Source organism: Actinoplanes lutulentus (assembly GCF_003259845.1).
GTDB lineage: Bacteria > Actinomycetota > Actinomycetes > Mycobacteriales > Micromonosporaceae > Actinoplanes > Actinoplanes lutulentus.
The window spans coordinates 53,714-68,710 of the sequence record NZ_QLMJ01000016.1 but is presented as its reverse complement, the minus strand read 5'-3'; the positions used below and the strand labels follow the sequence as shown (position 1 = coordinate 68,710).

Annotated in this window: 14 protein-coding genes; 6 read left to right on the top strand and 8 right to left on the bottom strand. The window is 71.1% G+C overall.

Annotated features, from left to right (window positions below; all coding sequences use genetic code 11):
• The first annotated feature begins 12 nt into the window (after nt 1–12).
• The 4 genes from B0I29_RS29980 to B0I29_RS29965 are packed head-to-tail and all read left to right on the top strand — an operon-like array spanning nt 13 to nt 5,261.
• Nucleotides 13–1,071 (top strand): aldo/keto reductase, encoded by a 1,059-nt coding sequence (locus B0I29_RS29980; protein ID WP_220091428.1) that lies wholly within the window; start codon nt 13–15, stop codon nt 1,069–1,071.
• Entirely contained in the window at nt 1,068–2,390 is a 1,323-nt protein-coding gene (locus B0I29_RS29975; RefSeq protein ID WP_111652473.1) for an acyl-CoA dehydrogenase family protein, read from the top strand. Before B0I29_RS29980 ends, B0I29_RS29975 begins: the two co-directional genes overlap by 4 nt.
• Nucleotides 2,391–2,410: 20 nt before the next feature.
• The gene (locus tag B0I29_RS29970) at nt 2,411–3,628 is read left to right on the top strand and encodes an acyl-CoA dehydrogenase family protein (RefSeq protein ID WP_111652472.1); all 1,218 of its coding nucleotides are present in this window, start codon (nt 2,411–2,413) and stop codon (nt 3,626–3,628) included.
• A gap of 10 nt (nt 3,629–3,638) precedes the next feature.
• On the top strand, nt 3,639–5,261 hold the full coding sequence (locus tag B0I29_RS29965) for an alpha-amylase family glycosyl hydrolase (RefSeq protein ID WP_111652471.1): 1,623 nt from the start codon (nt 3,639–3,641) through the stop codon (nt 5,259–5,261).
• Here B0I29_RS29965 and B0I29_RS29960 read toward each other — a convergent pair.
• From B0I29_RS29960 to B0I29_RS29950, 3 genes are read right to left on the bottom strand one after another with little or no spacing between them, the layout of a single operon-like run.
• Nucleotides 5,251–6,342 carry an alpha/beta hydrolase family protein gene (locus tag B0I29_RS29960; RefSeq protein ID WP_111652470.1) on the bottom strand — a complete coding sequence of 364 codons (1,092 nt, stop codon included), beginning with the start codon at nt 6,340–6,342 and terminating at the stop codon, nt 5,251–5,253. The genes B0I29_RS29965 and B0I29_RS29960 overlap by 11 nt on opposite strands.
• Nucleotides 6,339–6,662 (bottom strand): transcriptional regulator, encoded by a 324-nt coding sequence (locus tag B0I29_RS29955; protein WP_111652469.1) that lies wholly within the window; start codon nt 6,660–6,662, stop codon nt 6,339–6,341. Before B0I29_RS29955 ends, B0I29_RS29960 begins: the two co-directional genes overlap by 4 nt.
• Entirely contained in the window at nt 6,655–7,386 is a 732-nt protein-coding gene (locus B0I29_RS29950) for a hypothetical protein (protein WP_111652468.1), read from the bottom strand. The genes B0I29_RS29955 and B0I29_RS29950 overlap by 8 nt, the downstream gene beginning before the upstream one ends.
• Before the next feature lie 102 nt (nt 7,387–7,488).
• Here B0I29_RS29950 and B0I29_RS29945 point away from each other — a divergent pair, with 102 nt between their 5' ends.
• Entirely contained in the window at nt 7,489–8,268 is a 780-nt protein-coding gene (locus tag B0I29_RS29945) for an alpha/beta fold hydrolase (protein WP_181558036.1), read from the top strand.
• Here B0I29_RS29945 and B0I29_RS29940 read toward each other — a convergent pair.
• The 4 genes from B0I29_RS29940 to B0I29_RS29925 all read right to left on the bottom strand — a co-directional run bounded on the left by B0I29_RS29940 (nt 8,254) and on the right by B0I29_RS29925 (nt 13,159).
• Entirely contained in the window at nt 8,254–10,338 is a 2,085-nt protein-coding gene (locus B0I29_RS29940; RefSeq protein ID WP_111652467.1) for an iron ABC transporter permease, read from the bottom strand. The genes B0I29_RS29945 and B0I29_RS29940 overlap by 15 nt on opposite strands.
• On the bottom strand, nt 10,335–11,387 hold the full coding sequence (locus B0I29_RS29935; protein ID WP_111652466.1) for an ABC transporter substrate-binding protein: 1,053 nt from the start codon (nt 11,385–11,387) through the stop codon (nt 10,335–10,337). Before B0I29_RS29935 ends, B0I29_RS29940 begins: the two co-directional genes overlap by 4 nt.
• Complete coding sequence (locus tag B0I29_RS29930; protein WP_111652465.1) at nt 11,387–12,217, bottom strand: ABC transporter ATP-binding protein; 831 nt, start codon at nt 12,215–12,217, stop codon at nt 11,387–11,389. Before B0I29_RS29930 ends, B0I29_RS29935 begins: the two co-directional genes overlap by 1 nt.
• 105 nt (nt 12,218–12,322) lie before the next feature.
• The gene (locus tag B0I29_RS29925) at nt 12,323–13,159 is read right to left on the bottom strand and encodes a helix-turn-helix transcriptional regulator (protein WP_111652642.1); all 837 of its coding nucleotides are present in this window, start codon (nt 13,157–13,159) and stop codon (nt 12,323–12,325) included.
• Between the two features lie 77 nt (nt 13,160–13,236).
• Here B0I29_RS29925 and B0I29_RS29920 point away from each other — a divergent pair, with 77 nt between their 5' ends.
• On the top strand, nt 13,237–13,854 hold the full coding sequence (locus tag B0I29_RS29920; RefSeq protein ID WP_111652464.1) for a DUF5701 family protein: 618 nt from the start codon (nt 13,237–13,239) through the stop codon (nt 13,852–13,854).
• Nucleotides 13,855–13,864: 10 nt separating this feature from the next.
• Here B0I29_RS29920 and B0I29_RS29915 read toward each other — a convergent pair whose 3' ends face one another.
• Entirely contained in the window at nt 13,865–14,977 is a 1,113-nt protein-coding gene (locus tag B0I29_RS29915; RefSeq protein WP_111652463.1) for a flavin-containing monooxygenase, read from the bottom strand.
• Nucleotides 14,978–14,997: the final 20 nt, after the last annotated feature.

The window sequence follows — 14,997 nt, the reverse complement described above, 5'->3', positions numbered from 1 at the left end:
AAGGACAAAGCATTGACGTACCGCACGCTCGGCAGGACCGGTGTCAAGGTCAGCCCGCTGACGCTGGGGGCGATGAACTTCGGCGCCCGCGCGACCGGCGACCACCACGAGGCGATCGCGATCATCCATCGGGCGCTGGACGCCGGCATCAACATCATCGACACGGCTGACGCCTACTCACAGGGCGAGAGCGAAGTGATCGTCGGCAAAGCGATCCAAGGGCGCCGCGACGACGTCATCGTGGCGACCAAGTTCCACAGTCAGTGGGGTGACGGCGTCAACACCCGCGGCAGCTCGCGGCGCTGGATCTTCACGGCCGTGGAGAACTCGCTGCGCCGGCTCGGCATCGACCACATCGACCTGTACCAGCAGCACAAACCGGATCCCGACGCCGACATCGCCGAGACCGTCGCCGCCCTCGACGACCTGGTGAAACAGGGCAAGATCCGCTACTACGGGACCACTACGAACGAGCCGCACCTGCTCGTCGAGGCACAGTGGGCGGCCAGCCGGTCCGGGCGGAGCCGGCCGGTCACCGAGCAGGTCCCGTACTCGATCCTGGCCCGTGGTGCGGAACGTGCGACCCTGCCGGTCGCTGCGAAGTACGGCCTCGGCGTGCTGACCTGGAGTCCACTCGCGGGCGGATGGCTGTCCGGACGGCACGTCGCCGGCAGCGTCGCCTCGCCGTCGGCGCGGGCCGCGAAACAGCCGGCCCGGCACGACCCGGCGGTGCCGGAGAACCAGATCAAGCGGGACCTCGCGATCAAGCTCGGCGAGCTCGCGGCGAAGGCCGGCATCACCCTGCCGCAGCTGGCGGTCGCGTTCGTGCTGCGTCACCCGCAGGTGGACAGCGTGCTGGTCGGGCCGCGCACTCTGGATCATCTGGAGAGCCTGCTCGGCGTACCCGAGATCGTTCTTGACGACGCGATCCTCGACGCCATCGACGAGCTGGTCCCGCCGGGGGTGACGGTGAACCGCGCCGACGAGGGCTGGTCACCGCCCTGGCTCGGCCCCGACATCGACGCCCGCCGCCGTCCCGTCCCGCGCCACCGCATCAAGGAGCACGCATGACCCTGACCAGCACCACGACACCCGCCGCACCGGCACCCGACACCGCCACACCCGTCACCGCGGCACCCGACGACAGCACACCGGCCGCGCCGGCACCCGACCACAGCACACCCGTCACCCCGGCACCCGACGACACCAGGCCCGTCGCCCCGGCGCTCGACTCCGCCGAGCTCGCCGAAATCATCAGCGCGATCGCCGCCGACGCCCGCCGGCGCCGCACCGAGGCCCCCGGCGAACACCCACACAGAGCCCTCGACCTCATCCGCCGCCACCGTCTCGGCGCGATACGCATCCCGAAAGCCGACGGCGGCGCCGGATACACCAGACGAGAAGCGTTCACCCTCTTCATCCGTCTGGCCGAGGCCGACCCCGATGTCCCGCACATCCTGCGGCTGCACTACGGCTTCGTCGAGGAGCTGCTCGCCCGCACCGAGCGACCGTGGCTCGCCGAGATCCTCGACGGCAAACTGTTCGGCGGGGCCGCCGCCGAGCTCGGCAACCGGGCCGGCGTCTACAGCTACGACACCACGCTCACCCCGGACGGAGACGTGTACCGGCTCAACGGCCGCAAGTTCTACAGCACCGGCGCGCTCTACTCCGACTACCTGCGCCTCGCCGCGAACGACACCGAGGGGAACCGGGTCAACGCGCTGATCCCCGCCGACCGTGCCGGCATCAGCCACGACGACGACTGGGACGGCATCGGCCAGCAGCACACCGGCAGCGGCACGACAGTGCTCACCGACGTGGTCGTCCACCCGGGCGAGCTGCTGCCGTTCACCATCCCCAACCCGGACCGGCGCAACGGCGCCCAGTCGCAGCTGCTGCTGCACGCCATCGCCGCCGGCATCCTGCGCGAGCTCACCGCCGACGCGGCGGATCTGGTACGCGGCCGCACCCGCTCCTACTCGTGGGGCAACCACGACGACACCCGCCACGACCCGCAGATCTTGCAGATCGTCGGCGAGCTGTCGTCGGCCGCGTTCGTGGTGGAGGCCGCCGTGCTGGCGGCGGCCGACGCCCTCGATCGGGCCGACGGGCATCTTCGTGAACACGGGGCTGCTTCGCGCGTACGCGAGGAAGAGGCCGCGTTGCAGGCGTCGCAAGTGAAAGTCGGGGTTGAGGAGATCGCGTTGCGCGCCGCGGGCGCGATCTTCGGGGCCGGGGGAGCGTCCGCGACGCGCGCGTCGCACCACCTGGACCGGCACTGGCGCAACCTGCGCACGCTGTTCAGTCACAACCCGACCGTGTTCAAGGCCCGGGTGATTGGTGACGTCGTCGTCAATGCCGGCGAGCTGCCCGCCGTCGGCTATTTCTGATCATCGTCCGGAGGAAAAACATGACCCGCTTCCGTCCCCTCTTCGACAAGATCGCCGCCGGCGCGCTGGACCGGGACAGGACCCGCGCTCTGCCTCTGGACGAGGCCCGCGAGCTCACCGCTCTCGGTTTCGGTGCGCTGCGCGTCCCGGAAGAGCTCGGCGGCTCCGGCGCCAGCCTCTATCAGCTCTTCGACCTGCTCATCGAGCTCGGTGCGGCCGACTCGAACCTGGTCCAGGCGTTCCGGGTGCACTTCCGCTTCACCGACGACCGCTGGGAGGAGCGTGACACCGACCGCGGCCGCGCCTGGCTGAAAAGGATCGGTGACGGCGCGTTCGTCGGCAACGCCAGCAGCGAGCGCGCCGGCAACGTGCGCGGCCGCACCAACACCACGCTGCGTCACGAGGGCGGCCGGCTGCTGCTCAGCGGCACGAAGTATTACTCCACCGGAAGCCTCTACGCCGACTGGATCTCGGTGGCGGTCACCCGCGACGACGACGAGAAGGTCACCGTCCTGGTTCCCCGCGACGCACCCGGCGTCGAACTGATCGACGATTACTCCGGCTTCGGCCAGCGCACCAGCGGCAGCGGCACATCCGTCTTCACCGATGTGGCCGTCGATGATTTCGACATCATCCCCTACCAGCCGCGCCTGGCCGGCACCAACTCCGTCGTCCAGCTCGTGCACCTGGCGACCCTGGCCGGCATCGCCCGCCGCGCCGTCGACGACATCGCCGAATTCGTCCGCCGGCGCCGCCGTTCCTACAGCCAGGGCAGCGCCGACCTGCCCGCCGACGACCCCCTGGTCCAGCAGGTGCTCGGCCGCGTCGACGCGATCGCCCACACCTCCCGCCAGATCGTCCTCCAGGTCGCTGCCGACCTCGACGCCGCGAAAAACGCGCGCTACGCGCACCGGACCAACCCCACTTCGGTACGCGTGAACGACGTCCACGAGCTCGAAAAGCACGCGGAGCTCGGCGTGCTGCGCGCCCAGTCCGTGGTGATCGACCAGGTCCTGCACGCCACCACGGAGATCTTCGAGGTGGGCGGCGCGTCGGCGGTCGAGGAGAACCTGCGCCTGGACCGGCACTGGCGCAACGCGCGGGTCCTGTCCTCGCACAACCCGGCGATCTACCGCGAGCGGCTGATCGGCGAGCACCTGCTGACCGGTGAGCTGCCGGTCTTCATCCCGGGGGTCGGTGAGGCCCCGAGCCTGCCTGAGCAGGAGCACAATCCGTAGCATCCTCGTCATGGGCCGTGACTGGTTTGCCGACGCTGTTCTGTACGAGATCTACCCGCAGTCGTTCGCCGACGCGAATGCCGACGGCGTCGGGGATCTCCACGGGGTCATCGCGCGGCTGGATCACATCGCGTCCCTGGGCGTGAACCTGATCTGGTTCAACCCGTGTTTCGCGTCGCCGTTCGCGGACGCGGGTTACGACGTCGCCGACTATCTGGCGATCGCTCCCCGGTACGGCACCAACGACGACATGGTCGCGCTCGTCGCCGCGGCGAAGGAGCGCGGCATCCGGGTCATGCTCGACCTCGTCGCGGGGCACACCTCGATCGAGCACGCATGGTTCCAGCGGGAGCTGAACGCGGACGGGCCGGACCCGGACGGCGACCGGTACATCTGGTGCGAGGAACTGCCGGACCGGGCGTGGACGAGGGACATCCCGGGCACGCCGGCCTGGGTACGGTCACCGGGCCGGCGTAAGGGCTACTACCTGAAGAACTTCTACGACGAGCAGCCGGCGCTGAACTTCGGATGGGTGCGACGGCCGGGGGACGAGTCGTGGCGCGATGCGGTCGACGCGCCCGGCCCGCGCCGCAATCGGCAGGCGCTGCGGGACATCCTCGCGTTCTGGCTCGACCGCGGTGTCGCCGGCTTCCGCGTCGACATGGCGTTCTCGCTGGTCAAGGATGAGCAGCTGGACGAAGGCCTGGCCCAGACCGTGGAGCTCTGGCGGGAGATCCGCGAGTGGCTGAACACCGCGTACCCGGACGCCGTCCTGATCCCCGAGGGTTCCGAGCCGCGGACCGGCGGGCCGTTCGCTTTCGACGCCGATTTTTTCCTGGTCATTCACGAGGCGCACAGCAGCCTGTTCGACAACCACTACGCCGGGCTGCTGCCGTTCCACGAGCCCGGCGAACCGTTCTTCGCCGCCGAGGGGCAGGGCACCACCCGGACCTTCCTCGATGCCTGGGACACCGCTCGCCTCGCCGACCCGGACCGGCTGATCGTGATGTCGACCGCTGACCACGACTTCAACCGGCTGTGCTGCGGGCCGCGTACCGCCGAGCAGCTCGGCGCGGCGCTGACGTTCCTGTTCACCTGGGGCAGCGTGCCCTGCCTCTACTACGGCGACGAGATCGGCATGCGATATCTGCCGGATCTGCCGGACGTGGAGGGGTCGATCTGCAATCCCGCGTACAACAGGTCGGGCTGCCGCACGCCGATGCAGTGGGACGCGGGTCCGAACGCCGGTTTCTCCACCGCCGGGGCTTCCCAGCTCTACCTTCCGGTCGACCCGTCGCCGGAGCGGCCCACGGTGGCCGCGCAGGACACCGACACGTCGTCGACGCTCCACCTGGTCCGCGAACTGATCGCCCTGCGGCGGGCCGTCCCCGCCCTCGGAACCCGGGCGGGGACGCGCGTCATCAGCGAGGGGTACCCGTTCGCGTACGTCCGCGGCGAGTCACACCTGATCGTCGTCAATCCCCGCCGGGAACCGGCGACGCTCGTCGCCCCCGAGGCCGCCGGTGCCACCGCGCTGCTGTCGAGCGGCGTCTCCGTAACCGAGGACGGCCTGGTGGTGGCCGGTTTCGGCTACGGCATTCTCGCCGGGGAGCCTGCGCGGGTCAGGGGATGAACCGCACCTCGCGGAAGGCCCGGCTCGGACCGTCGAGCAGCCGGCTGCGGGCGCCGCGCAGATGCCGGTCGAAGAACGCCAGCGGATAGGCCTGCTGGATCCGCATCGCACGGTCCGGGTCCAGCGTGCCGATCCAGCCCTCGGCCTCTTTCTCGTCCGCACCCATCCGCGTCAGCAGCTGCGGGATCACCGTCTCGTAGTCGCAGTACGCGACGTGCCGGCTGCCCTTGGCGTGCACGTTGAGCCGCCAGCCGCGCAGCAGCTGCCAGAACTCCTCGACGGGTGGCGCGGCGGCTCGGGTGAAGTCCGCGCTCATCAGCATGAACGGCCGGTCCAGGGCTTCCGGCCGTGGCCCCGACTCCATCTGACCGTCGAAGCTGAGACCGGCCCGCACGCGGCTGTCGGCGTTCATCACCAGGGCGGCGGCGGTGGCGCCCTTGGAGAAGCCGTACACGCCGAGGTTGCGCAGGTCGAGCGCGGCGGCCAGGCCGGCGGGCAGAGAGCCGGCGCGGATCTTCTCGAGGCGGCCGAGAAGGAACAGGATGTCCTCGGCATGGGTCCACGGCGTGGTCGGCTCGTCGTCGGGGACGGCGACCCGGCCGTCGGGGAACTCCACGTAACAGTCGTGCGGGTGGTCGATGGCAGCCACGACGTAACCGTGGCTGACCAGCTCCTGCGCCACCACGGCCGTCTCCGAGCGGTGCCCGCCGGTGCCGTGCGAGAACAGGATCACCGGGTAACGGCCGGGTCGTGCCGGAGCGCCCTCCCGGCTCGCGGTGAGCGGTCCCGCCGCCGCACCGGGATCGAAGCCGTTGTCGGTGAGCAGCGCCCGCAGCGGCGCGGCCGGCAGCCAGGGTGCCCGCGGATAACACCCTGCGCCGGGCGCGGCCGGGTACCACAGGGTGGCCATCGTGTCCCGGCCGGCGAGATGCAGCGACACCGTGCCGACCGGATGCGGACCGGTGGGCGCGGGCAGCGTGAGGCGGGCGGCGGCGGCCGTCACCGGCACCCCGCCGCCGGCGGTCACGGCGACCGGGACGGCCAGGCCGGCGGCGAGCAGGCTGCGCCGGGTCAGGCTCATGTCTCCTCCGCCGGGGTCTCGACGCGGGCGATCAGCACCTTCAACCGGCCGATCTCCTCGGCCAGGGCGGTGGTGCCGTCCCGGGTGAGCGTGATCCAGGTGCGGCCACGCTTGCCCTCGTAGCCCTTCTCGATGTCGATCAGCCCGGCCGTCTCCAGCACCGACAGGTGTTTGGAGAGGTTGCCGGCGGTCAGGTCGAGCTGGGTACGCAGGTACCCGAACTCGACACGCCGCGCCTCGTGGGCGATGGCGAGGATGCCCAGCCGCACCCGCTGGTGCACGACCTCGTCGAGGCCGGTGACCGGGTGGCCGTCAGGCACTGCGTCCTCCGGCCGGGCTTGACGAACGGCGTGCCCTGGCGAAGCCGATCCCGCCGGCCAGCAGCACGACGCCGACGATGAGCTGGGGCAGCGCCATCGACAGGCGGATCTGGGCGTTCGTCCCGGACACCCAAGCCGGTGCTGACATTCCCTCGGTCGTCGGCAGCACGAGCAGTACCAGCACCAGGTACGCCAGTGTGAACACCAGCAGCGGGACGTTGCGTTCCAGGTGGGACAGCACCAGCAGCGCGAGCCCGATCAGGCCCCACGGCGCGATCAGCCGATCCAGCACGATCCACCAGAACGGCATCGGACCGCCGTCGAACGGCGGGTTGCTCGGGAAGTACGCGGCCGCCGCCGTGTACGCGGCGGTGAACAGGACGGCTGTCACGGCGCCGGTGATCGCGTACGGCAGCACGCGGGCGCCCAGCCCCCGTTCCCGGGCGGCCCGCACGTAACTGACGGCGATCGCCGCGTAGGCGAGCAGGAGCGCGGGCGGCCAGTAGTAGAGCATGCCGCGGCGGGCGAACACGCAGCCGCTGTCGTCGCAGTCCAGCTTCAGGAAGAACCAGTCGAACGGGATGGCCACGAGGGTCACCGCGGCCAGCACCAGCAGTGCGACCCAGGTCAGGCGCTGGTCACGGCGTACCCGGCCGGTCAGGTCGCGCACGTCGGCGAGGAGGCGGTGCGGATCATCGCCGGTGGATACCGAATCAGTGGTCATGCCAATAGGTTTCCACAGCAAACCTATTGGCGCTACCCCTGATCTGAAACGGACACGTACGCTGTGCCGGTTCCCGATCCAGCGAGACAGACGGCGGAGTGCATGAGCTACATCCGGATCGGCGATGCCGACCTCTACGCGGAGGTCGCCGGCGCCGGCGATCCCGTCCTCCTGCTGCACGGCGGCTTCTGCTCCCTGGAATCGCTGCGAGCACAGTCCGACGTCCTCGTGAAAGACCACCGTGTGTACGCGTTCGAGCGCCCCGGCCACGGCCGCTCCGCCGACATCGAGGGGGAGTACGACTACGCCCGGGGCATCGCCGACACCCTGGCCTACCTCGACGCCGCCGGCCTGGAGTCAGCGCACATCGTCGGCTACAGCGACGGCGCGATCATCGGCCTGTTCCTGGCCCTGGACCACCCGGAACGGGTCCGATCCCTCACCGCGATCAGCGCCAACCTGGACCCGTCGGCGTTCGAGGACGAGGGCGCTCCGGTGCTGACCAGGCCGGCGAAGCCCGCGAAACAGGAACCCGACGCGAAGCCCGCGGAAAAGAAGCCCGACGTCGAGCGGATGCACTACGAACGCCTCTCGCCGGACGGTCCCGAGCACGCCGACGTAGTCCTGGCGAAACTGTTCCGCCTGTGGACCACCGAACCGCACATCGACCCGGCCGACCTGGCCCGGATCACCGCGCCGACCCTGATCGTCTCCGGCGACCGGGACACGATCCGCCCCGGCCACAGCCTGCTGATGGCCGCGTCGATCCCCGGCGCACAGCTCTGCATCGTGCCGGGCACCACCCACAACCTCGTCGCCGAGCGCCCCGAGCTGATCAGCACGCTGATCCGCGACTTCCTGCCAAGGTCAGGATCGGCGTAACAACCACACGAAATACGGCGCCCCGACCAGCGCCATCATCAGCCCGGCCGGGATCTGCGACGGCGCGATGACGGTACGCCCGAGAGCGTCAGCGACACAGACCAGCAGGCCACCGAGCAGCATCGCCACCGGGATGATCCGCCGATGCCCGACCCCGACGAGGCTCCGGGCGATGTGCGGCGCGACCAGCCCGACGAAGCCCACCACCCCGACCGCGGTCACGCTGACCGCCGCCGCGAGTGCCGCGATGGTCAGCAGCACGAACCGCGTCCGTTCCCGGCGAACGCCGAAGATCCGCGGGGTGTCCTCGTCGATCGACAGCAGATCGAGTTCCCGGCGCATCCCGAAGACCACGGGCACGGCCAGGACCAGCACGACGACGACGGGCAGCACGTCGTCGAAGGTCCGGCCGTACGTCGTACCGGACAGCCAGGTGAGGATCCGCGGCGTGTCCCACGGGTCGGCGCGCAGAAGTAGGAACGTGCTGATGTCGGTGAGCGCATAACCGCAGCCGATGCCGATCAGCAGGAACCGGTCCGGCAGCAACCCTCCACGCCAGGCCAGCAGCGTGATCAGCCCGAACGTGGCCAGCCCCATCACGACAGCCGTGACGATCAGCGTGGTCCGCCCGCCGGGCAGATCCGACGTCACCACGATCACCGCGCCGAGGCCGGCGCCGGCGGTGATGCCGAGGACGCCCGGTTCGGCGAGGGGGTTGCGGACCGTGCCCTGCACGACGGTTCCGGCCAGGGCCAGCGCCGCACCGGCGACCACGGCGGCCGCGACCCGCGGTGCCCGGTCGTCGAGCGCCCGCCCGATCAGGTCCGGCGCGGTGCCCTGCAGCCAGAGCGCGAGGTCGCCGGTCCGCAGCCACAGGCTGCCGGCCAGCAGTCCGGCGGTCACCGCCGCGACGAGCAGCACGGCGGCGACGACGGTGACCGTCAGGAAGCGCCGCCGGGAGCGGACCGCGACCCGGGCGCGGGGCGCTTCCCGGGTTGATCCGGCGTCGCGCAGCCGCAGAGCGAGAACCACGATGACGACGGCGCCGAGCAGCGATGTCGGGATGCCGGTCGGGATCGAGGCGGCCGCCTGAGCGCCCATCACGGCACGCAGCACCGCGTCGGCGAGCAGCACGAACAGCGCCCCGACCAGCCCGCAGGCGGGGATCAGGAAGAGGTGCCGGCTCAGTACGCCGATGCGGTTCGCGACGAGGCGTACGGCGACCGGCGCGGCCAGCCCGACGAAGGCGATCGGCCCGGCCAGGGTCACTGAGATGCTGGTCAGCAGGACGGCGCCGAGGATCGCGAGGATCCGGGTCGAGCGGATCGGCACACCGAGCGAGGCGGCCGTGTCGTCACCGAGCCCGAGCACGTCGAGGCGGCGGGCCAGCAGCAGGGCCCCGCCGAGCGTGACGGCGATGACCGGGGCGGCACGCAGAGCGGCGTCGATGTTCAGCTGTGCCAGGGAACCGCTGCCCCAGGCGTACAGACCTGTGGTGTTTTCTTTGAAGAGGATGAGCAGGGTCGCTGTCGCGGCATCGAGGGCCATCGCGACCGCCGAGCCGGCCAGGATCAGCCGGGTCGAGGCGATGCCCGAGGCGCTGCCGACGAGGCCGAGCACGAGGATCGCGGCGAGCAGACCGCCGGCGAAGGCCACGGCGCCGGAGGCCCAGAGCGGCACGGTGAGGTTGAACGCGGCGACCGCGCACAGCGCGAAGTACGAGCCGGCGGTGACGGCGAGGGTGTCGGGGGCCGCGAGCGCGTTGCGGGTGACCGACTGCAGCAGCGCCCCGGCCGCGCCGAGCGCCACTCCGACGGCGATCCCGGCGAACACCCGCGGCAGCCGCGAGCCGGTCACCACGTCGGCGATCGGCACGCCGCCGACCTGCTCCCGGGCGCCGAACACGAAGCGGACCAGATCCCAGAATCCGACACCGGAGGTGCCCTGGGTGACGTGCCACAGACCGGTCGCGACGACCACGACGAGCAGGGCGGCCAGGACGGCCGCCCCGCTCGCGCCGCGCCCGAGCCCTACGGCGGGCAGTGCCCGCCGCACCCGGGTGTCGCTCACGCCTGGGTCAGGATCTTCACGTACGCGTCGATCGCCTGCTCGTTGGAGAGCGGGCCACCGGCGCCCCAGACACCGGCGGGGAAGGAGTACGCGCGCTTCTCCTTCACGGCCGGCAGTGCCGTCCAGATCGGGCTCTTCACGAGTTCCTTGACGTAGCTGTCCGGCGTCTCGTCGTCGGAGTAGAACAGGGTCGCGGTGCCGACCGCGGTGAGGCCTTCGATGTCGGTCTGCGCGAGACCGTACGACGGGTCGACGCCGCCGCTGCCGTACGAGGCGTTGATCTTGTCGGTCCAGGCCGCGGTCATCCCGAGCTGCTCGCCGAGCTCGGTGAACAGGGCACCCTTGCCGTACGGGCGGATGACCACGTTGCCGCCCTCGATCCAGCCGTCGAAGAACAGGAAGTCGGTGGCGGTCACCTTGGCGGCCGCGACCTTCGCCTTGGCCTCGGCGAGGTGCTCGTCGAACTGCTTGAGCACCAGGTCGGCGCGCTCGGTGCGGCCGGTGGCCGTACCGATCATCGAGAAGACCTTCTTCATGTTCGCGATCTGGCCGGACGCGTCGGCGCCGACCGTGGCGAGCACCGGCACACCCCGCTTCTCCAGCTTGGTGATCATCTCGTCGTCGGCCTTGTACGCCTCGACGACGATCAGGTCGGGGTTCGTCGCGTACAGCGCGTCGAGGTCGGGCTCACCGCGCTCGCCGGTGTCGACGACGTCGGCCGGCAGGGTCTCGGCCTTCACGTACGTGCCGTACCCCTTGGCGTCGGCGACCGCGACCGGGGTGAGGCACAGCGTCAGCAGGTCCTCGGTCTGCTGCCATTCCAGCACCGCGACGCGCTGGGCGGGCTTGGCGAGCTCCACCGTGCGGCCGACGCCGTCGGTGATCGACACCGGGCCGGTCGCGGTCGTCGTGGTGTCGTCGGCACAGGTCTGCGACGTCGGGGCGGCCGAGCCGGCGGCGGCCGGCTCCTCGACCTCGGTGGTGCCACAGGCCGTGACGGTCACGGCGACCGTCGCGGCGAGCGCCGCGAGGCGGATGAGGGATTTCATCAGAGTCCTTCTTTAGATGATGCGAATTTCCGATTGCGGGCGGGATGCCGCCCGACAGGGTCGATGCGCAGCCGCCCGGACCGCGGGTCGGCCTCGACCTCGACGCGCAGGCCGTAGACCTCGCTGAGATGCTCGGCGGTGAGCACCTCGACGGGATCGCCGGCCGCGTGGACCCGCCCGGCGTGCAGCAGCACGAGGGTGTCGGCGACCCGGGCGGCATGGTCGAGGTCGTGCAGCACGATGCCGACGGCAACGCCGTGGTCGTCGGCGAGATCCCGTACCAGATCGAGGGTTTCGATCTGATAGCGCAGGTCGAGGTGGTTGGTCGGTTCGTCGAGCAGCACGACGCCGGTCTCCTGCGCCAGGCAGGCGGCGAGCCACACCCGCTGCATCTCGCCGCCGGAGAGCTCGCCGACCGCCCGCTGCGCCATGTCCCGCACGCCGGTGACGCCCATCGCACGATCGACGGCGTCGCGGTCCGCGGCGGACGGCCCGGCGAAACGGCGCCGGTGCGGATGGCGGCCGAACGCGACGACCTCGCTCACGGTCAGGCCGTGCGGGGCCTGCCGGGACTGCGAGAACAGGGTGACCTCGCGGGCGAACTCCCGCGCGGTGAGCAGTGACACGGCGCGCTGGTCGAGCAGCACCTCGCCGTCGTCGACGCGATGCAGGCGGGCGAGGGCGCGCAGCAGCGTGGACTTGCCGCTGCCGTTCGGTCCGACCAGCGCCGTGACCTGGCCGGGCGCCAGGGTCACCGAGACGCCGTGCACCACCGCGGTCTTCCCGTAGCGAAGCAGCAGCTGTTCACCACGGAGGAAGACAGGGGACATGGGAGGGGCTCCATAAGTAAGGGTTGCCTTGCCTTACGGAGGCTAGGTGATGATCAACTTGTCGGCAATCCCGCACTCAGGACAGGCGATACGGGAATCCGGACATCAGGCCTGAGACGAGGACGCCTTGGCGAGTAGCCCCGGCGTCACCTTCATCACCCGCCGGAACGCGGCGATGAACGTGCTCGGCTGGGAGTATCCGAGCTGCTCGGAGACCTCCCGGACGTCAGCGCCCGCGGACAGCAGGGCGAGCGCCTCGTGCACCCGCAGCGCCTGCCGCCACTGCGCGAACGACAGCCCGGTCGCTTCCCGGAACGCCCGGGTGATAGTCCGCTCACTCATCCCCAGATGCGCCGCCCACTCCCGCAGGCCCCGATCGTCGGACGGGTCGTCGAGGAGCGCCTCGGCGATCGGGTCGATCCGCGGATCCCCGGGCAACTCCAGCGCGAGCTGCCGCTCCGAAGGATCAAGAACATCAAAGACAACAGCTTCGGTACGCGCCCGCGCATCAGCGTCGAGGTCCCTGCGCGCCAGCCGGAGCAGCAGCGACTCCAGTAGCGGCGTCATGGTGATCGACGTCGGCCCGGCGAACTCGACGGGTGTGCGCCCAGGGTCGAAGAAGGCGTCGTGCAGTTCGGCGGCCGCCGTGAGCCGGCCGCCGTGGATCACCCCGGCGGGCAGCCACAGGCCGAACCCGGCCGGCACCGTGAAGATCCGGTTCCCGATCCGCGAGGTCAGCGTGCCGCCGCGCACCCACACCAGCTCGTGCATCGGGTGCGCGTGCGGCAGCCAGTCGGTCGGCGCGCCGGGCACCTCCGACTCGGCCACGATCGCGAGCGGCCCCAGATCGCCGGCCGGCACCGACACGGCCCGGCGGACCACCGTCCCCGGATCACGCCGCCAGGTGCCGAGGCTGAGGTCGTCGTGAGCCGGCGCGAACATGCGGGCGAGCATACGCGGGGAATACTCCGTACACTATACGGTGTTCTGCCGTCATCAACCTCGCACCGGGAGACCGCATGAGCGTGAACCGCCAGCTCCACCGCCTGCTCGAAGCCGGCGTCGCCGACGTCACCGGCCGCAGCGCGGCAGAACTCACCGCCTGCGTCGCCGCGCTGCCCGACGAGCCGCAGAGCGTGCTGGTCGTGCATCCGGCACTGGCCACGGCCCGTCAACTGGCGCCGCTGCTGCGCCGCGACGACAAACCCGGCTTCGTCGTCGAGGACATGACCGACCTGGAGGAATTCGTACCGATCGAAGGTCTGGACCTGCCCGATCGCCCGCTCTACCTGATCCGCGAGCCCGACCGTGGCGACGACATGCGCAACTGGAGCCCCACCGAGGCGCTGCCGGTGATCCGGGAACGCGGGCGGACGCCACTCACCGTGAACGAGGGCATCAGCTGGCTGCTGCAGGACCCGAAGGTGCTCGAACCCAACCACTGCTTCATGACCATCGGCGACCGCAAACGCAGCCGAACCGGCCTCGACGCCCGGACGCCGGCCATCTGGATCAGCGGCGGCACCGGGCGTGACGGCACGGCCCGGCGGCGGGCGCCGAAGGTCGGCTGGTGCTGGGCCGGCAACCGGCACACCTGGCTGGGGTTCGCCTCGGCCCGCGACCGGCTCAGCTCTTGACGGCCCGGGCTTAGCTGGTGACGGCCCGGGCGACACGGCGGGACTCGATCGCGATCTGGCGCAGCATGCCGCCCAGTGTCACGTCGTACCCGAGGAAGTGGAGCCCGGGCCGCGCGGCCGGACCGCCGTGCACGTGCGGGACCCCGGTCTCGTCGAACAGCGACGGGTCGTCGAAGAGTTCGCCCAGGCCGGTGCCGTACCCGGTGGCCGCGACGACCACGTCCGGTCGCAGGCTGGTGCCGTCCGCGAGCAGCACCGATGTCGCGTCGAAACCTCGCACCGCGGCGACCGGGCGGACCCGGCCGGCGATCACGTCGCGCACGATGCCGACGTCCTGCACCGGCACGTACCGCTCGGTGCGCAGCCGGGTCTTCAGCCCGGTCACCGGGCGGTCGATTCCGTACGGTCGCAGGTCCGGCATCTCCATCCGGCCCATCGTGGCGGCGAGGGTGTTGAAGACGCGTTCCGGGAGGCGGCCCAGGATCAGGCCGTTCATCTGCGCGGGCCAGCCGGCCGTCTCGCGGCGCACGATGTGCGGCGGCGTGCGGATCGCCAGGCTCACCGAGGCGGCGCCGCCCTCGGCCAGGTCGGTGGCGATCTCGGCGCCGCTGTTGCCCGGGCCGACCACCAGCACGTCCTTGCCGGCGAACGGGCCGGCGTTGCGGTACCGCGACGAGTGCAGCAGCGTGCCGGTCCACTCCTCGCGGCCCGGCCATTGCGGCACGACCGGCGTGTGCAGATATCCGGTCGCCACGACCAGGGTCCGGGTCGCGTGCTCGGAGCCGTCCGCCAGCCGCAGCGACCAGCCGTCGGCGCCGGGCTTCACGCTCGTCACCGTCGTCTGGGTGCGCACGTCGAGAGCGAAACGCCGTGCGTACGCCTCCAGGTAGCGCACCAGGTCGTCCTTCTTGACCCATCGGCCGTACTCGCGGGGGATCGGCATGCCGGGCAGGCCGGACAGGCCGCGGATGGTGTGCAGCCGCAGCCTGTCGTACCGGCCACGCCAGCTGGACGCCACGCCCGGGCCGCGTTCCAGCACGACGCTGTCCACGCCGCGCGCCGTCAGCTGAGCGGCCACGGCGAGACCCGCGGCCCCGGCGCCGAGCACTGTCACGTCTGCCATGCGAGAGAGTGTCCTCGACG